At 65.8% G+C, this 17232-nt stretch carries 15 protein-coding genes; 10 read left to right on the plus strand and 5 right to left on the minus strand.

What is annotated here, in order from left to right; genetic code table 11:
- Nucleotides 1-3 precede the first annotated feature (3 nt).
- Entirely contained in the window at nucleotides 4-1452 is a 1449-nt protein-coding gene (gene glgA, locus TZ53_RS16995; protein ID WP_044662051.1) for a glycogen synthase GlgA, read from the plus strand.
- A complete protein-coding gene (gene glgX, locus TZ53_RS17000; protein WP_044662052.1) occupies nucleotides 1449-3317 on the plus strand; it encodes a glycogen debranching protein GlgX in 1869 nt (622 codons plus the stop codon). The genes glgA and glgX overlap by 4 nt, the downstream gene beginning before the upstream one ends.
- On the opposite strand, the gene TZ53_RS17005 is transcribed toward glgX, so the two are convergent.
- From TZ53_RS17005 to TZ53_RS17015, 3 genes are read right to left on the minus strand one after another with little or no spacing between them, the layout of a single operon-like run.
- Nucleotides 3297-4484, minus strand: coding sequence for a thiolase family protein (locus TZ53_RS17005; RefSeq protein WP_044662053.1), 1188 nt, complete (start codon nucleotides 4482-4484; stop codon nucleotides 3297-3299). The two genes, glgX and TZ53_RS17005, sit on opposite strands and share 21 nt — an antisense overlap.
- A gap of 2 nt (nucleotides 4485-4486) precedes the next feature.
- On the minus strand, nucleotides 4487-4921 hold the full coding sequence (locus tag TZ53_RS17010; RefSeq protein WP_044662054.1) for a Zn-ribbon domain-containing OB-fold protein: 435 nt from the start codon (nucleotides 4919-4921) through the stop codon (nucleotides 4487-4489).
- Complete coding sequence (locus TZ53_RS17015) at nucleotides 4918-5688, minus strand: enoyl-CoA hydratase/isomerase family protein (protein ID WP_044662055.1); 771 nt, start codon at nucleotides 5686-5688, stop codon at nucleotides 4918-4920. Before TZ53_RS17015 ends, TZ53_RS17010 begins: the two co-directional genes overlap by 4 nt.
- Before the next feature lie 169 nt (nucleotides 5689-5857).
- Between TZ53_RS17015 and TZ53_RS17020 the strand changes: the two genes are divergently transcribed.
- The 8 genes from TZ53_RS17020 to TZ53_RS17055 all read left to right on the plus strand — a co-directional run bounded on the left by TZ53_RS17020 (nucleotide 5858) and on the right by TZ53_RS17055 (nucleotide 15584).
- Nucleotides 5858-7909 (plus strand): PQQ-dependent dehydrogenase, methanol/ethanol family, encoded by a 2052-nt coding sequence (locus TZ53_RS17020; protein WP_371873084.1) that lies wholly within the window; start codon nucleotides 5858-5860, stop codon nucleotides 7907-7909.
- A 164-nt stretch (nucleotides 7910-8073) separates the two neighbouring features.
- On the plus strand, nucleotides 8074-8805 hold the full coding sequence (locus TZ53_RS17025; protein ID WP_025548094.1) for a TetR/AcrR family transcriptional regulator: 732 nt from the start codon (nucleotides 8074-8076) through the stop codon (nucleotides 8803-8805).
- A 96-nt stretch (nucleotides 8806-8901) separates the two neighbouring features.
- Nucleotides 8902-9711 (plus strand): enoyl-CoA hydratase/isomerase family protein, encoded by an 810-nt coding sequence (locus TZ53_RS17030; RefSeq protein ID WP_044662057.1) that lies wholly within the window; start codon nucleotides 8902-8904, stop codon nucleotides 9709-9711.
- A gap of 15 nt (nucleotides 9712-9726) precedes the next feature.
- The gene (locus TZ53_RS17035; protein WP_044662058.1) at nucleotides 9727-10377 is read left to right on the plus strand and encodes a flavin reductase family protein; all 651 of its coding nucleotides are present in this window, start codon (nucleotides 9727-9729) and stop codon (nucleotides 10375-10377) included.
- 152 nt (nucleotides 10378-10529) lie between these two features.
- Nucleotides 10530-12926 (plus strand): CaiB/BaiF CoA-transferase family protein, encoded by a 2397-nt coding sequence (locus TZ53_RS17040; protein ID WP_044662059.1) that lies wholly within the window; start codon nucleotides 10530-10532, stop codon nucleotides 12924-12926.
- 25 nt (nucleotides 12927-12951) lie between these two features.
- Nucleotides 12952-13959: an LLM class flavin-dependent oxidoreductase gene (locus tag TZ53_RS17045; RefSeq protein WP_025548101.1), complete on the plus strand. Its 1008-nt coding sequence runs from the start codon at nucleotides 12952-12954 to the stop codon at nucleotides 13957-13959.
- Nucleotides 13960-13961: 2 nt separating this feature from the next.
- Nucleotides 13962-14600: a nuclear transport factor 2 family protein gene (locus TZ53_RS17050; protein ID WP_044662060.1), complete on the plus strand. Its 639-nt coding sequence runs from the start codon at nucleotides 13962-13964 to the stop codon at nucleotides 14598-14600.
- A gap of 3 nt (nucleotides 14601-14603) precedes the next feature.
- On the plus strand, nucleotides 14604-15584 hold the full coding sequence (locus TZ53_RS17055) for an NADPH:quinone oxidoreductase family protein (protein ID WP_044662061.1): 981 nt from the start codon (nucleotides 14604-14606) through the stop codon (nucleotides 15582-15584).
- A gap of 48 nt (nucleotides 15585-15632) precedes the next feature.
- Here the strand turns inward: TZ53_RS17055 and TZ53_RS17060 are convergent, their stop codons facing one another.
- On the minus strand, nucleotides 15633-16646 hold the full coding sequence (locus TZ53_RS17060) for an SMP-30/gluconolactonase/LRE family protein (RefSeq protein WP_229742539.1): 1014 nt from the start codon (nucleotides 16644-16646) through the stop codon (nucleotides 15633-15635).
- Between the two features lie 155 nt (nucleotides 16647-16801).
- A complete protein-coding gene (locus TZ53_RS17065; protein WP_044662062.1) occupies nucleotides 16802-17230 on the minus strand; it encodes a Zn-ribbon domain-containing OB-fold protein in 429 nt (142 codons plus the stop codon).
- Between the last annotated feature and the right edge of the window lie 2 nt (nucleotides 17231-17232).

Below are 17232 nucleotides of genomic sequence, written 5' to 3' on the forward strand. Positions count from 1 at the left end.
GGAATGGCGATGCGGGTGCTTTCGGTCACGTCCGAAATCTATCCGCTGGTGAAGACCGGGGGGCTGGCCGATGTGGCGGGTGCCTTGCCGGGCGCGCTGGCGGGGCATGGCATTGGGGTCAGGACGCTGGTGCCGGGCTATCCGGCGGTTCTTTCGCGCCTGGGCAAGGCGAAGCTGCTGCGCCGTTATGACGCGCTGTTCGGCGCGCCGGCGGCGGTGCTGGCGGCGAAGCTGGGCGACCTCGACCTGCTGGTGCTGGATGCCCCGGACTTCTTCGCGCGGGAAGGCGGCCCCTATGGCGATGCGGGCGGCGGCGAATGGCCCGATAACTGGAAACGCTTCGCCGCCCTGTCGCGTGCCGGGGCGGACATGGCGGCCGAAGGGGTGAAGGGCTGGCGGCCCGACCTGGTCCATGCGCATGACTGGCAGGCGGCGATGACCGCCGCCTATATGCGCTTCGGGCCGGCTCACGCCGTGCCCAGGGTGGTGACGATCCACAACCTTGCCTTCCAGGGACGTTTCGGCGCGGATGTCTTTCCCCAGCTCGGCCTGCCGCCCGAAGCCTGGGGCGTGGACGGGGTCGAATATTATGGCGGCACGGGCTATCTGAAGGCAGGGCTTGTCTCGGCCGATGCCATCACCACCGTCAGCCCCACCTATGCCGACGAAATCCGCTCCCCGATGCATGGCATGGGGCTGGACGGCCTGATCAACGGCCGGTCCGACAGGCTGCACGGCATATTGAACGGCGTCGATACCGCCATATGGGACCCCGCCGCCGATCCCCTGATCGCCAAACCCTTCAGCGCGCGGGCGCTGGGCGGGCGCGGCGCCAGCCGCCGCGTCCTCGAAACGCAGTTCGGCCTCGACCGCGACGACGCGCCGATCTTCATCATCGTCAGCCGCCTCACCTGGCAGAAGGGCATGGACATGGTGATGGACGCCATCGACCATCTGGTGGGGCTGGGCGGCAAGCTTGCCCTTCTGGGGTCGGGCGACCATCCGCTGGAGGGCGCGTTCCTGGCGGCGGCGGACCGGCATCGCGGGCGGGTGGGCGCTCGGATCGGCTATGACGAGCCGCTGTCGCACCTGATGCAGGCGGGGGCCGACGCCATATTGATCCCTTCCCGCTTCGAACCTTGCGGCCTGACCCAGCTTTACGGCCTTCGCTATGGCTGCGTGCCGGTGGTGGCGCGGGTCGGCGGGCTGGCGGACACGGTGATCGACGCCAATGAGGCTGCCGTCGGCGCGGGCGTGGCGACCGGCATCGTCTTCCCGCCGTCCGATCCGCTGGCGCTGCATGGAGCGATTGCGCGCACCATCCGGCTTCATGCGCATCGGCCGACATGGCAGGCGATGCAGCGCGCCGGCATGCGCGCCGATTTCTCCTGGACCCACAGCGCGGCGCGCTATGCGGAACTGTTCCGCGCACTGGTCCGGACCACCGCATGAGCCCGCAGCCGCTGGGTCCGGGCATGCACGGCCGCGGAACCCGTTTCCGGGTCCATGCGCCCGACGCGGACCGGCTCTGGCTGTGCCTGTTCGATGCCCGGGATCGCGAAACGCGCCTGACCATGGCAAGGGAGGGCGAGGACATCTGGTCCGTCAATGCGCCCGGCGTGGGGGAGGGCGCCCGCTATGGCCTGCGCGCCGACGGTCCCTTTGATCCGGATGCGGGGCTGTGGTTCGATCCGGACAAGCTGCTGCTCGATCCCTATGCGCCTGCCATCGACCGGCCGTTCGCCTATGATCCGATGCTGGCCGCACCGCGCGGCAAAGGCAGCGACACGGCAGGCTTGATGCCCAAGGGGGTGGTGTCCGCGCCGTTTCCCTTGGTGCCCCCGGAACCGCCGATCTTCCGGTCCGGCGGGCTGATCTATGAGGTGCAGGTCCGCGGCTTCACCATGCTGCATCCCGACATTCCGGAGGCGCAGCGCGGCACCATCGCGGCCCTTGGGCACCCCGCCGTGATCGAACATCTGCGCCGCCTGCACGTCTCCGCCATCGAACTGATGCCGATCAACGCCTGGATCGACGAACGGCATCTGGCGCCGCTGGGACTGCGCAATGCCTGGGGTTATAATCCGGTCAGCTATTTCGCGCTCGATCCCCGGCTGGCGCCGGGCGGCATGGCGGAACTGCGTGGCGCGGTGGATGCGCTGCATGCGGCCGGGATCGGCGTGATCCTCGACATGGTCTATAATCATGACGGGGAAAGCGACCGCGAGGGCCCGACCCTGTCGCTCCGCGGCCTGGATGCGCGCAGCTATTTCCGGCATGAACCCGATGGCCGCCTGATCAACGATACGGGCACGGGCAACAGCATCGACTGCAACCATCCCGTCGCGCAGCGGCTGATCCTGGCGTCGCTGCGCCATTTCGTCGGCTTAGCGGGAGTCGACGGCTTCCGCTTCGACCTCGCTCCCGCGCTGGGGCGCCTGCCGACGGGTTTCGACAGCGAGGCGCCATTGCTGAGGGCCATGCGCGACGATCCGCTGCTGTCCGACCGCATCCTGATCGCGGAACCGTGGGACATCGGCCCCGGCGGTTATCAGCTCGGCCGTTTCGGGGCGCGCTGGCTGGAATGGAACGACCGCTATCGCGACGATATGCGCCGCTTCTGGCGCGGGGATCGCGGTATGACCGGCGCGCTCGCGACCCGCATCGCGGGATCGTCCGACATTTTCCATGCCGATCCGGCAACGCGCACCGTCAATTTTCTGGCCGCCCATGACGGCTTCACGCTGGCGGATGTGACCGCCTATGACCATCGCCACAACGAAGCCAATGGCGAGCAGAACCGCGACGGCCATGGCGAAAATTTCAGCTGGAACAACGGCATCGAGGGCGCGACCGCCGATCAGGCCATTCGGGCAGCGCGGCGGCGCGACATCAAGGCGCTGCTCGGCACGCTATTCTGTTCGCGCGGCGCGATCATGCTCACCGCAGGCGACGAGTTCGGCCGGACGCAGCAGGGCAACAACAACGCCTATGCGCAGGATAATGCAATCGGCTGGGTCGACTGGCAGGGCCGCGACCGGGACATAGAGGCGCATGCGTTCGCGCTTGCCGACATGCGGGCGTCGACGCCGGACTTCAGCGACGCGGGCTGGCTCTCGGAAACGGATGTCGAGTGGCTCGACGAGCGGGGACAGCCGATGACCGTCGCGCAATGGGAAGATCCGGATCGCCGCTGCCTGGCCATGCGCTTCCGGCGATCGGGCTTCACCGTCTTCATCAATGGCGGCGACTGGCCGCATGACTTCGGCGGGGTGCACATTCCCGCCCGAACGGTCCTACCCATCCCGGCTGAATAGGAAGGCGGTCGATTTGGCGAGGCCGTTGGAGATCGTCGCCAACGCCCGCGAGGCCCCCGGCACCTGCCGCTCGCCCGCACGGTCCGTGACCTGCGCGACCGCCTCGGCAAGCTGGGTCATGCCGTGCAGCCGCCCTTCGCCCAGCGCTCCGCCGCCCGTATTGATCGGCAGGCGCCCGTCCGGATCGCCATGCCCCTCGCGCAGGAAGGCCAGTCCTTCGCCGTCGCGGCAGAAGCCCATGCCCTCCAGCCAGGTCAGCACCAGCACGCTGAAACCGTCATAAAGCTGCGCATTGTCCACATCCGCCGGGGACAGGCCGGTCGCCTCCCACAGCCGGCGCGCCACATCCTTCGCGCCGTCCCACATATCCTCAAGGTTCATCGGCGTGCCTCCCGCGCCCTGATGGGCGGAGGCCGCGAAGCCGGTGAGCAAGGCAGGCGGCCGGCGCAAATGCCGCGCCCGTTGGGTGGAGGTCAGGATCATCGCGCAGCAGCCATCGACCGGAATGTCGCAATCGAGGATGGATATGGGATCGGCGATCATCCGGGCGGCGAGATAATCCTCCATCGTGATCGTCTTGCCTCGCCAATAGGCATTGGGGTTGCGTTGCGCATTGGCGCGGTTCCGGGCGATATAAGGCGCGAAATCCGCCCGGTCATAACCATGAAGCGCAAAATAGCGGCGCAGCGCCACGGCGGCCCAGGCCGGCGGCATGCTGAAGCCATAGGGCGCCAGATACTGGTCGCCTCCCACCGCATGGGCCGATTCGAAATTCACATAGCGCCCGTCGGGCACATGCAGCGCGCGATAGACCAGCACATGGTCGCAAAGCCCGCCTGATATGGCGAGCGCGCCGTCGATGACGCTCTGCGTCACCATGCCGTTGGTGGAGCCGATCCACCGGATGGCCGGAGCGACCCCCAGCAATCCCGCCAGATACCAGGGCGTCACGACGTCGATCCCTTCGTCCACGCCCTTGCGCCCGCCATAGCGCGGCATGGCGGGGGATGTGGCGATGCCGTCCAGATCGCCGCGCCGCAATCCGGCATCGGCCAGCGCGGCGTCGCACGCCTCCAGCGTCAGCGCGGCCAGGCTCCGGTCCGACCGGCGTTCCAGCCTGCTATAGCCCAGCCCGGCGACGGCCACCTCGTCCCGATGGTCCCACATGGTCAGCGCGCCGGGCCGAACTGCACCAGCGTGCAGTCCTTGGTCACATCCTCGAACCGCGCTTCGAGGGGGAGGCCGATGCGCAGCGCATCGGCGGCGATGTCCACAAGGTTGCCGCTCATCAACAGGCGCGCCTGCTCCTCCAGTTCGACCACCGCCAGGATGACGGGCAGCCGGTCGCGAAAGCCGGGCGAGGGCGGGTCGTGCAGCACGGTCCAGCTATGCAGCGTCGCGCGTCCCGATAGCGGCGTGAAGCCCAAACCGGCGCCGCCGCAGTTCCGGCAGGCGACCTCCGGCGGATAGGCCATCCAGCCGCAGGCGTCGCATTTCTGCATATGCAGCTCGTGCCGCCGCGCCGCAGCCCAGAAGGGTTCCGAAAGCGGATCGGGAAGGGGAAGCGGCCGTTGCGGGCAGGCGGCTTGCGGCATCGGTTTCATGAGCCCCCGAAATGCGGCGGCCGTTTCTCCCGCGCAGCCGCCAAGCCTTCCCAATGGTCCTGCGTCGTCGCCATCAGCGGCTGCATGGCGAATTCCAGTTCCAGATATTGATCCAGCGACAGGCCCGGCGCGGCCTCGAACTGCCGCTTCGCCATGCCGATCGCCAGCGTAGGCCCCTCGGCCAGGGATGCCCCCAGTTCCAGCGCACGCGCCATCAGCGCTTCGCTTTCCACCAGTTCCAGCACCAGCCCCAGCCGCAAAGCCTCCTGCGCGTCGACCATGCGGGCGGAATAGACGATTTCCTTGGCGCGCATCGGCCCGACCAACCGGCTGAGCTGCCACACGGCGCCTGCGTCCGGCACATATCCGATCCGCGCAAAGCTCTGGCAGAAGCGCGCTTGCGGCGTGGCGATGACGATGTCGCAGGCCAGCGCCAGGCTCCAGCCGGCGCCTACGCAGGCGCCGTCCACCGCCGCGATCACCGGCTTGCGGATGCCGGCGACCGCCTTCACCATCCGGTGCAGCCAGCGCATCCGGCGCAGGAAGGCGGCCGTGCCCTGATGGCCCATGTCGCCGGTATCCGCGCCGGAGCAATATTGCCCGTTCGCGCCCGTCAGGATGACGGCGCGGACATCCTCATCCTCCGCCAGATCGTCGAAGGCGCGCCAGATTTCCTCCCGCATGGCCATGGTGAAGGCGTTCGCCCGTCCGGGCTGATCGAGCGTCACGATGCCGACGCGGCCCTGGCTTGCGATCCGGACGGTCATGACGGGGCGCTGCGGCGCACGTCCTTCTCCTAAATATGATCTTTGGTGCAATATTAAATGGGGAAATTCCGTCCTGTCAATCGCTGAGTCGCGTTGACAACGGCACAATATTGCACGATGGTGCAATAAAAGGCGGCATTTGGGCGCCCCGACGGAGGATGGGAGATCGATGAGGAAGGCAGGTTTTACGGTCATGGCGGCGGGCGCCGCGCTGCTCGCGCTCTCCACGGGGGTGGTTTCCCGCTCGGCGGAGAGCGCGTCTCCGGCCGGGGCCAACTGGTCCAGCTTCGGCGGCGACGACAAGGAACAGCATTACAGCCCGCTCGCGCAGATCCGGGAGCAGAATGTCGGAAAGCTCGGCCTTGCCTGGTCCTATGATGTCGACAGTTTCGACAGCTATACCCAGCCTCTGGCCGTCAATGGCGTCATCTATTTCGCGGTAGGACTCAGCGTCGTTCACGCGGTCGATGCGCGAACCGGCAAGCTGCTATGGCAATATGATCCCGACGTCGCCAGTCAACCGGAAGCCAAATGGCGGATGCGCGCGGGATGGGGCACGCGGGGCATCGCCTATAAGGACGGCACCGTCTTCACCGCCACCCGCGAAGGCCGCCTGATCGCGATAGACGCCGGGACGGGCAAGCCGCGCTGGTCGGTCAAGACGCTGGACGAGGCGGAGGGCGGCTATATCACCGGCCCGCCATGGGTCGCCGGCGACAAGGTGGTGATCGGCTTCGGGGGCGCGGACTACAGTCCGACGCGTGGCTATGTCACCGCCTATGACATCAAGACCGGCAAGAAAGCCTGGCGCTGGTATGTCGTGCCCGGCGATCCGGCCAAGGGTTTCGAGAACAAGGCGATGGAGGCAGCCGCCAAGACCTGGAGTGGCGAATGGTGGAAATGGGGCGGGGGCGGCTCCGTCTGGCACGCCATGGCCTATGACGCAAAATATGACCGCATCTATATCGGCACCGGCAACGGCTTTCCGTGGAACATCAAGATCCGCAGCCCCGGCGGCGGCGACAATCTCTACCTCTCCTCCATCGTCGCGCTGGACGTGAAGACCGGCGAATATGTCTGGCACTATCAGGTCAATCCTGAAAACAGCCATGACTGGAACGACGCCATGGACATCGAACTGGCCGATGTCATGATCGGCGGCCGGATGCGGTCCGTGCTGCTGCACGCGCCGAAGAACGGCTTCTTCTATGCCATCGACCGCGAAACCGGCAAGTTCATCCAGGCGGGCGAGTTCGCCAGGCAGAATTGGGCCAAGCGCATCGATCCCGTGACGGGGCGGCCGGAGATCAACCCGGAGGCGCAATATCCCGACGGCAAGCCGTTCATGATGTACCCCTTCCCCAATGGCGCGCACGGCATACAGGCCATGTCGTTCAGCCCGAAGACGGGCTACAGCTATATCCCGGTGATGGAGGGCGGCCGGGTCTTCGTCGATCCGGCCAATGTGAAGGGCTGGACGTACAAGCCCGGCATGATGGTGAATACCGGCCTGGGGGCTCCGCCCGCCAACCTCGTCCCGCCCGCCGCGACGAGCAAGCTGGTCGCCTATGACGTCGCCAACAACAGGATCGCCTGGTCCGTGCCCCAGCCGGGCGTGTTCAACGGCGGCACGCTGGCGACGGCGGGCAATCTGGTGTTCCAGGGCACCAATGACGGCATGTTCAACGCCTTTTCCGCGACGACGGGGCGCAAGCTCTGGTCCTGGCCGGCGCAGAACGGCATACTTTCCGCGCCGATCAGCTATTCGGTCGGCGGCCGGCAATATGTCAGCGTCATCACCGGCTTCCGCAGCAGCTTCGCCAATTCGCCCAATTGGGATTATCGCCAGCAGCAGCGGCGATTGCTGACCTTCACCATCGGCGGGGCCCGGAAGCTGCCCAGGGTCGATCCCGTGGACGAACCGATCCAGGACGATCCAGCCTTCGTGGTGGACGCCGACAAGGCGAAAGTGGGGGCGGGCATCTACAACAGCAGCTGCATCATCTGCCATGGCTCGGGCATGGTCGCGGGCGGCGCGGCGCCGGACCTGCGCAAGTCGGGCGTGCCGCTGGACGCTGAAACCTTCAGGTCGGTGGTGCATGACGGTGCCCTGATGTCGCGGGGCATGGGGTCCTTCGCGCAGTTGAGCGACGCGGAACTGGAGGGGCTACGGCACTATATCCGTCAGCGCGCGCGCGAAACCGCGCCCAAGGGCAAGTGACGCGGATGCAGGCCCCACCCGCTTTACGGGCGCATGGCAGCCCCGCTTCGCCTTCGGGCGGGGCGGGGTTCATGCGTCATGAAGACGATGAATTTGCACCATCATCCAATCCCGCTATGATCCCGGCACTTGGGATGAGTGTTGGGCAATGAAGGCGAGCGATCTTGGCGAGTAAAGCGAACGAAGAATTGAAGGAAGGCGGAGAGCGGCCGCAGACCTATTCCAGTCCGGCGATTATCGAGCGCCGCCGCCGGATTTTGGAGGAAACCCGGAAGGTTATCGCTGAACAGGGCATTGCCGCGCTCAGCATGAATGAGATCGGCCAGCGCGCCGGCGTTGCCAAGCGAACCCTCTACAACGCCTTCCAGACTCGCGAACGGATGATCGCGTCGGCGATTCAGGAATATTTCGACGAATATGTGAGCCGCATCGCCTATTCCAGCGAACCCGGCACGATGCAGCACAATCTGGAGCGCATGATCTCCGTCGTGCAGCGGAACCGGAAGATCCGCAATTATATCAAGGCGATCATGGCGCTCTATTTCAGTTCCGATGTCGACCATGACATCTGGGCGGCGATGCATTCGCCCGCGGTCCACCATAACCGCCAGTGGATCGAGGTGCTGGAGGCGAAGAAGCAGCTCCAGCCCTGGGTCGAGGTCGACAAGCTGGTCGAGGATCTGGTGCGATTCGAATATGCGACGATCAACGACTGGGCGCAGGGGCGGATTCCCGACGACCAGATCATCGTGCGGCTGGTCGGAAGCTATCTGACATCCTTGCTGGGCGCGCTGAAGGGCGCGGCCCGCAAGGATGTGGAGGCGCTGATCAAGGACATATCCGACCGCGGCATGGACGCCCTGCCGATGCCCCAGCGTCCCAAGGTGGCGGCATGAATTTGCACATGGATGCAAATTTACTTGAAGAGTCGCGCGCTGTCGGCTAGTCAGTTCCTGCCCCTGGCGAAAGGGCGGGAATGGAGAGCGAGAGAGATGAACGCGGTGAGCGAAACCCCCGAATTGCTGCTCTTGTCTGAGGATCAGGGGATCGCGCATATCGTCCTCAACCGGCCCCGCGCGAAGAACACCGTGTCCTTCGCCATGTGGGAGCAGTTTTCCGCCGCGCTCGACGCGCTTGAGAATGCGACGCCCGCGCGTTTGCTCATCATCAGCGGGGCGGAGGATTATTTCAGCAATGGCGGCGACGTGAAGCTGCCGCCCGCAAGGGGGGAAGGCGCGCTGGCGCTGGCGGCGCGGCTGGAAATGGGACAGCGGATCATCGGCCGCTTGCGAGCGCTGCCCATTCCAACGGTCGCGGCGGTGGAGGGCGGCGCGTTCGGCGTGTCGTGGAGCCTCGCCATGGCCTGCGACATGATCTTCGCGGCGGACAATGCCCGTTTCGGCGCGCCCTTCCTGGAATTCGGCCTCGTTCCCGATGGCGGCGCGGCCTGGTTCCTGACCAGGCAACTGGGCCGGGCCCGGGCGGCGGAGATCGTCTTTTCGGGGCGGACGCTGGATGCGGCGGAGGCGCTGTCGCTCGGCCTCGTCAGCCGCGTGGTGAAGCCGGGCAGCGCGGTGGAGGAGGCTCTGGCGCTCGGCCGGACGATCGGTGACGGCAATCGCCATGCCGTCGAACTGACCAAGCGGCTGCTCCAGCAGGCGGAAAGCGGCGATCTGGCGACGGCCCACGCGCTGGAACTGGCCTATTGCCACATCTGCCAGGCGGGCGAGGAAGTGCCCCGCGCCCGCGAACGCTTCAAGGCGCGCGCCGCCGCGAAAGCCGCCGCCAGGGCCGCGGAATAACGGAGGGTCCGACCCATGCAGTTCGACATGCGCGCCCTTCCGATGGTCACGCGGTACAAGATCGTCAATTCGACCATCACGCCGCGCCCGATCGCCTGGATCACCAGCCAATCCGCCGAAGGCATCGTGAATGCCGCACCCTACAGCTTCTTCAACTGCGTAGGCACCGAGCCGCCGCTGGTTGCGCTGGGGCTGCTGAAGGAACCGGTGTCCCGGGGGCTGAAGAACACCGCGTCCAACATCATCGCGACGGGCGAGTTCGTCGTGAACCTCGTCTGCGAGGCGGACGCCGAAAGGATGAACCTCTGCAGCGTCGACGCGCCCGCCGACGTCAGCGAGATCGACTATGCCGGCATCCAGACCGCGCCGTCGGAGCTGGTCGCGTCGCCGCGCATCGCCACCAGCCCGGTCAGCTTCGAATGCCGCAAGGTCGCCGCGATGGACATCGGCGCGATGCAGACGGTGGTCATCGGCGAAATCCTGATGGCCCATATCCGCGACGAGTTCATCACCGACCGGGAACGGGTCTATTTCGACACGCCCGCGATGAAGCTGATCGGCCGGACCCATGGCAGCGGCTGGTATGTCCGCAATGGCGACAGTTTCCAGATGGACCGGCCCCGCTACGACCCGTCGCGCATGGCGAAGGACAGGGCGGCGGAATGAATTTGAACCCATGGTGCAAAATTACTTGCGCTTGGGGCCGAACTGGTGTTTTCTGCATCAAAGATCATTTTTCGATCCGTCGGACGATGTGAAGCCATAAGATAATTCCGCAAAAAAAGGCAGCGGGCCGCGCCCGCCATAGGAGTGATGAGATGCCCGGTCCCCTGGATCATCTGACCGTCATTGAACTGGCGGACCAAATGCCTGTCGCCATTGCCGCCATGCTGCTGGCGGACCATGGCGCCGACGTTTTGAAGGTGGAGCCGAAAGGCGGCGCCTTCTTCGCCCACGACCTCAGCCGCAAGGCCTGGGACCGGTCGAAGCGCAGCGTCGAACTGGATGTGCGGGAAGCCGGCGGCCTCCAGGCGTTGCGCGGCCTGCTGCAAGGCGCGGACATCTTCATCCACGCGCTGGAAGAGAAGGATGCGGCCGCCCTCGGCCTCGACAGTGAAAGCCTGGGACGCGATTTCCCCGAACTGGTGGTCTGCGCGCTCACCGCTTATGGTTCGGACACGCCCTTTGCCGATCGGCCCCATGGCGAATCCCTCGCTGCCGCGCTGCTCGGGACGATGATCGACCGCTCCAGCAGCTTCCGCCCCGGCCCGGTCTATCTCGGCCATCCGGCGCTGCATTATGGGCAGGCCTTCCTCGGCGTGATCGGCGCGCTGTCGGCCATCCGCGCCCGCCGCCATATCGGCAAGGGGCAGCAGGTGGAGGCATCCCTGCTCGACGCCATGCTGGCCCAGTCACCGATGAACAACTGGTGGCAGGAAGAGGGGATCAGCTACATCAAGGCGGGCGATTCCGGCGCGGTGGACCGTTTCGGCAAGACCCGGCTGGTGACGGGCATGTTCGAATGTGCGGACGGCCTTTATCTCCAGATGCATACCGGCGGGCAGGGCGGCTTCAAGGCGGCGATGGACGTGCTGGGCTTTGGCGACCGTATCCAGACCGTGACCGCGCCGGAAATGTCGGTGCCGCTGACCGACGAGGAATATCATATCGCCCGCGTCGAGATTTTCGACGCCTTCAAGACCCGGCCGCGCGCCGAATGGATCACCATGTTCCAGGCGGCGGACGTGGCGGCGCTGCCGGTGCTGGAGCCCGCCGAAGTGCTGCTGGACGAACAGGTGGAGTTTGTCGGCCAGCGCATATCGATGCCGGACAAGGATTTCGGCACCATCTACCAGGCTGCGCCCGCCGTGCGCATGGCCAATGCCCCCGCCGCCGCGCCCCGTCCCGCGCCGGAAGTGGGCGCGGACAATGAAGCGCTGACGGACCTGATCGCCCGCCGCCGCACCGCGCTCGCCGCCGACGGCAAGCCGCTCGACCGGCCGCTGGAAGGCATCAAGGTGGTCGACTTCTCCTCCTTCTTCGCGGTCGGCTATGGCGGTCGTCTGCTGTCCGACCTTGGCGCCGACGTCATCAAGGTGGAGACCCCCGGCGGCGACCAGATGCGCCCGCTGCCCGACTGTTTCGACGCCGCCCAACGCGGCAAGCGCGACATCGTGCTCAACCTCAAACATCCCGAAGCGCTCGAAGCGGCATTGAAGCTGGTGGCGACGGCCGATGTCGTCACGCACAACCTTCGCCCCGGCAAGGCGGACAAGCTCGGCATCGGCTATGAGGCGCTGTCGAAGCTCAACCCGCGCCTGCTCTACGTCTATCTGCCCGGCTACGGCTCCCGGGGGCCGAAGTCGCTGCTCAAGAGCTTTGCGCCGCTGGTGTCGGGCTGGACCGGCCTGCTCTATGAGGGCGGCGGCGAAGGCAATCCGCCGACCCGCGCCGTGTTCGGCAATGAGGATTATAATAACGGTTTCCTCGGCGCGGCGGGCATTTTGATGGGCCTTGAACATCGCGCCGTCACCGGCCGGGGCGATTATATGGAAATCCCGCAGCTTCATTCCAGCCTGTGGACCACGTCCGAACATTTCCTCGATGCCGACAGGAAGGTCGTCTACGGCTTCCGGCTGGACAAGGAACAGGCGGGCTTCAACGCGCTCGACCGGATTTACCGGACCGCTGACGGCTGGCTCTGCATCTCCTGCCGTTCGGACGAACGTTTCGCCGCGCTCGCCAAGGCCGTGGGGCAGGAGCAATGGCTTGCCGATCCCCGCTTCGCCACGCCCCGCGACCGGTCCGCCAACGACGCGGCGCTGCTGGACGCGCTGAAGCCCTTTTTCGCGGACAAGAGCAGCGCAGACGCCCACGCCCTGCTGGAAGCGGCCGGCGCGCCGAGCGAGATCGCCCGCGAAACGAGCTGGGTCCGGGAGGCACTCTGGCAGGAGTGGGCGACGGCCAGCAACCGCGTGATCGAGAATTTCGACTCCATGTATGGCCATGTCCGCCAGTTCGGCAGCTTCATGCATTTCAGCCGCACGCCGGGCCTTGCCAAAGGCTCCGCCCCGCGCCTCGGCGAACATACGCGGCAGATATTGGGCGAGATCGGCTATTCGGATGCCGAGATCGACGCGCTGATCGACAGCGGCAGGGCGATGCAGGCTGCGGATGTGAAGGGCCGCATCCAGTCCCGCGTCTCCGCCGCCTGACACGATAAAGAGAGGAATCGCCAAGGTGCAACTCAACCTTCGCTACGACATGAACCGCCCGGATTTCGGCGCGCCGCATCCGCTGCTGTACCGCACCGCGATCGAGCAGGCGCAATGGGCCGACGGGCTTGGCTTCACCCAGGTCTTCCTGGCCGAACATCATGGCGCGGAGGGCGGCTATTGCCCGTCCTCCATGATCCAGGCCGCTTCGATCCTTGGCGCTACACAGAATATCGTCGCGCATCTTTCCGCCCTGGTGGTGACGATGCACGATCCGCTGCGCCTGGCCGAAGACCTCGCCGTGCTCGACAATATCGCGCCGGGCCGCATCTGGCTCACGGCGGGCATGGGCTATCGCCCGCATGAATTCGAGATGTTCGACCGCGACATCGGCAAGCGGCTCGCCATCATGAATGAGGCGATGGCGACGCTGAAGAACGCCTGGACCGGCGAGCCCTTCGAATTTCGCGGCCGCACCGTCCGCGTGACGCCCGCGCCCGCCACGCCGGGCGGCCCGAAAATCTACATGGGCGGCTCGACCGACAAGTCCGCCATCCGTGCGGCCAAGGGCGGCTATCAATATTTCCCCGGCCATCCGGACCTCTTCACGCTCTACAAGGAGGAGCGGGCAAAGGCCGGCTTCGGACCGCCGGAGGAGCTGCGCAAGCCCGCCGCCAGCTTCCTCTACGTCTCGGACGATCCGGACCGCGACTGGCCGCTGGTGGCGCCGCATGTCGCCTATGCGACCAACACCTATGCGCAGTGGGCGCAGGAACGCGGCACCGGCCAGACCCGCTACAGCGCGGCCGAAACGATCGAAGGGCTGAAGGCCATGCCCAATATCAAGCTGCTGACGCCGGACGAATGTTTCGCTTATCTCAAGGATCTGGGACGCGGCACGGCGGTCACGTTCCACGCGCTGCTGGGCGGGCTGGACCCCGAAGTCTCCTGGCGCAGCCTGCGCCTGTTCGAGAAGGAAGTGCTGCCCCGGCTCAAGGCGGAGCCGGGCCTGCTGGAAATTCCGGGAGAATGAGCATGGAGCAGAACCGTCGCGGCACGCTGGCCGCCATGCTGGCCGTTCCTTTCGGACTGGCCGCGGTGGGTCAGGCTTCGGCCGCACCCGCAAAAGGGAAAGGCAAGCCGATGAGCATGGCCGAGCGTCTGGATGTGATCGAATCCAGGCATGCGATCACTGAATTGCTCCATGCCTATGCCCGATCCAACGACCGGGCGGACGAGGCCTTGCTGCGCTCGCTCTTCTGGCCGGAATCGACGCATAAACATGGGAAGTTCGAAGGCAAATCCTCCGATTTCGTGGGTTTCGCCTTCAAGATCATCTCGGGGCTCAAATATGCCTGCCACCATATCTCGAACGTCTCGGTCGAGGTGAAGGGGGATAAGGCCTTCTCCGAATGCTATTATTTCGCGCAGCATCGCCGCGACCGGAAGGATGGCATGGGCGAGGAGGATGTCTTCTTCCAGGGCCGCTATCTCGACGATCTGGAACGGCGCAACGGTGTGTGGAAGATCATCCGCCGCCGCGGCCTGTCGGATTACACCTCGCCCGCTTTCCCGTCGGAAATCCCCTATGCGCAATGGCCGGCGGGGCAGCATAGCGAGAAATATCCGAGCGACGATTATTACAAGATGCGCCAACAGTTCCTGGGGAACTGACCGATGCGGGCGCTGCTGTGCGAACATCATGGGCCGCCGGAAGAACTGCATTTCGCGGATGTGCCCGTTCCGGAACCGAAGGCGGGCGAAATCCGCTTCCGGGTGAAGGCCGCCAGCGTCAATTTCCCCGACGCGCTGATGATCCAGAACCTGTACCAGAGGCAGCCCCCTTTGCCCTTCATTCCGGGCAGCGAGGCGGCGGGCATCATCGATGCATTGGGGGAGGGCGTCACCGGCTTTCGCATCGGGGACAGGGTGGCGACCATCCCCTTCGAAGGCGCCTTCGCTGAATTTGCGATAGCGCCTGCTTTCCGTACCGCCATGATCCCGGAGGGGATGGGGTTCGACGTGGCGGCGGGCTTCACCATGGTCTATGCGACGGCGCTCCACGGCTTGCGCCAGCGCGGCCGGTTGCAGCCGGGCGAGACGCTGCTGGTGCTGGGCGCTGCGGGCGGCGTCGGCCTCGCGGCGGTCGAGGTCGGCAAGCGGATGGGCGCGCATGTGATCGCCGCCGCCTCGACGGAGGAGAAGCTCGCCCTTGCCCGCGCCCATGGCGCTGACGAGACGGTTAACTATGCGCAGGACGATCTCAAGCAGGCGGTGAAGGCCCTGACGGGCGAACGCGGCGTCGATGTGATCTTCGATCCGGTCGGCGGCGCGCTGGCGGAACCCGCCTTTCGCACCATGGGCTGGGACGGGCGCTATCTGGTCGTGGGCTTCGCGGCGGGGACGATCCCGGCAATCCCGCTCAACCTGCCGCTGGTGAAGACGGCGGCCATCATCGGCGTGACCTGGGGAGTGCACAGTCGCGTCGAACCGGACATCCATGCGGAAAATATGGCGCAGCTCTATCGCTGGTATGAGGAGGGCGGCCTGCGCCCCGAAGTCAGCAAGCGCTTCTCCTTCGAGGAAAGCTGTGAGGCGATCCGCTGGATGATGGACCGGAAGGTGCAGGGCAAGATCGTGATCGAGCTGGCGAGCTAAGCTTCCCGACAGAGCGACGTGCTCCTGCCTTTGCGGAAGTATGTCGCTTTAAGCCGCAGGCCAGTTCGCCAACGGCAGGCCCGCAATATCCGTCCGCGCCTTCACCACCACGCCGCTTGCCCGCGAGACGACGTAAAGGTCGCGCAAATCCGCTCCGCCCCAGCAAAGATTGGTCGGGCTGGAGAGCATTCTGCCTTCGGGATCATGGACAATATCCACCTTCCGCCCATCCGGCGTGATCGCAACGATCCGATTGGCGAAGGGCAGCGTCACCCAAAGATTGCCCGCCGCATCGAAAGCGATGCCGTCGCAATAACCCAGATCCGCGCGCTCAGCCGCCGCCATAGCGCGAATGTCCTTCGCCTGATGGTCCGCGATCACGACACCCAATTGCGGCCCATAATCCTGCGGATCGATGAGCGATCCGTCCGCCTGCCGCCGCCAGCGCCTTATGCGCCCTTCAGCGGTCAGCGATGCATAAACAAAGCGCTCCTCACGATCGAGGCAGAGACCGTTCACCCCCCGCAGAGCGCGCGCGACGATGGCGGCCTTGCCATCGGGCGCGACCCTGTAGATGAAGCCGGCGGGCGTGGTCGTGCCGATATTGCCGATAGGCCCCCAACTGCTGTGCGTGCAGTAAATGTCGCCATTGCGCGCCGTCGCCGGACCGTTGGAGGCGACCAACTGCCGCCCCTCCAGTTCCGACACCAGCGTCTCGACCGTTCCCGTCGCGACATCGATCCGCTGCAATGGCCCCGGCCCCTTGTTGAGCAGGCCCATATTGGCGACGATGACGCGGCCCTCCCGGTCGACCGCCACGCCATTGGGCGCGAGAGCCTGACCGATCTGCCGCAATGCGCCATCCCGCTCCAGCACGCCGATGGCGCCACCGCCATTGGAGATGAACAGGCGGCCATCGGGGCTGCTCGCTATGCCTTCGGGAGCATCGAGGCCATCTCGGACGAGGGTGAAATCGGTGAGGGTGAAGGGCTTTGGCGGTGTGGCGCGTCCTATCCCAGCGGATGGCGCGCAACTGGCGAGAGTGATGCTTGCCCCGCCCAATAGAATTTCCCGCCGTGTCAGAGAGAGTTTGGATAATTTATCACCACCTCTCCCCGTTCGGGCTGAGCCTGTCGAAGCCCCTTTCTTTCGTGAAGAGAAGTGAAGCCCTTCGACAAGCTCAGGGCGAACGGGGGAGAGGTCGGAGAATCGTTTCGTCATTCCTTCATCACCCCCACAGGCGCAAAGCCGGCGATCTTGTGATCCCCCGCCTGCACGGGCTGGAACCTCAACCGCATCCCGCAGCGCGGTTCCACGCCTTCAGCGCCAACCAGCAGCCCCGGCACCCGCACGCCCGGCGCATCGTCCGGCTCGAACAGAACGACGGTGAAGGGCACCTCCGCCTTATGATCCCCGGGCAGCAGGCTGCGGATCACGGTGGTGAAGGTGTAAGCGCTGCCCTCCGGCGAAACCGGCCGCCATTCCAGCACGGCGTCGGGCTTTCCGGGAATGACCTCGGGCGGATACCATATCCATTCCCCCGTCCCGGCGTCGGCGGTGATGCGCAGTTCGCCCGCTTCCAGCCCGTCATAATAGCCCTGGAACAGCGGATCTTCGATCTTGGGGGGATAAATAGGAATGCCCATGG

The organism is Sphingobium sp. YBL2 (assembly GCF_000943805.1).
In the GTDB taxonomy this organism is placed as follows: domain Bacteria; phylum Pseudomonadota; class Alphaproteobacteria; order Sphingomonadales; family Sphingomonadaceae; genus Sphingobium; species Sphingobium fuliginis.

Coding starts and splice junctions, on each gene's coding strand:
- glgA (WP_044662051.1), top strand. CDS start 4: ATGGCGATGCGGGTGCTTTCGGTCACGTCCGAAATCTATCCGCTGGTG.
- glgX (WP_044662052.1), top strand. CDS start 1,449: ATGAGCCCGCAGCCGCTGGGTCCGGGCATGCACGGCCGCGGAACCCGT.
- TZ53_RS17005 (WP_044662053.1), bottom strand. CDS start 4,484: ATGTGGGACCATCGGGACGAGGTGGCCGTCGCCGGGCTGGGCTATAGC.
- TZ53_RS17010 (WP_044662054.1), bottom strand. CDS start 4,921: ATGAAACCGATGCCGCAAGCCGCCTGCCCGCAACGGCCGCTTCCCCTT.
- TZ53_RS17015 (WP_044662055.1), bottom strand. CDS start 5,688: ATGACCGTCCGGATCGCAAGCCAGGGCCGCGTCGGCATCGTGACGCTC.
- TZ53_RS17020 (WP_371873084.1), top strand. CDS start 5,858: ATGAGGAAGGCAGGTTTTACGGTCATGGCGGCGGGCGCCGCGCTGCTC.
- TZ53_RS17030 (WP_044662057.1), top strand. CDS start 8,902: ATGAACGCGGTGAGCGAAACCCCCGAATTGCTGCTCTTGTCTGAGGAT.
- TZ53_RS17035 (WP_044662058.1), top strand. CDS start 9,727: ATGCAGTTCGACATGCGCGCCCTTCCGATGGTCACGCGGTACAAGATC.
- TZ53_RS17040 (WP_044662059.1), top strand. CDS start 10,530: ATGCCCGGTCCCCTGGATCATCTGACCGTCATTGAACTGGCGGACCAA.
- TZ53_RS17050 (WP_044662060.1), top strand. CDS start 13,962: ATGGAGCAGAACCGTCGCGGCACGCTGGCCGCCATGCTGGCCGTTCCT.
- TZ53_RS17055 (WP_044662061.1), top strand. CDS start 14,604: ATGCGGGCGCTGCTGTGCGAACATCATGGGCCGCCGGAAGAACTGCAT.
- TZ53_RS17065 (WP_044662062.1), bottom strand. CDS start 17,230: ATGGGCATTCCTATTTATCCCCCCAAGATCGAAGATCCGCTGTTCCAG.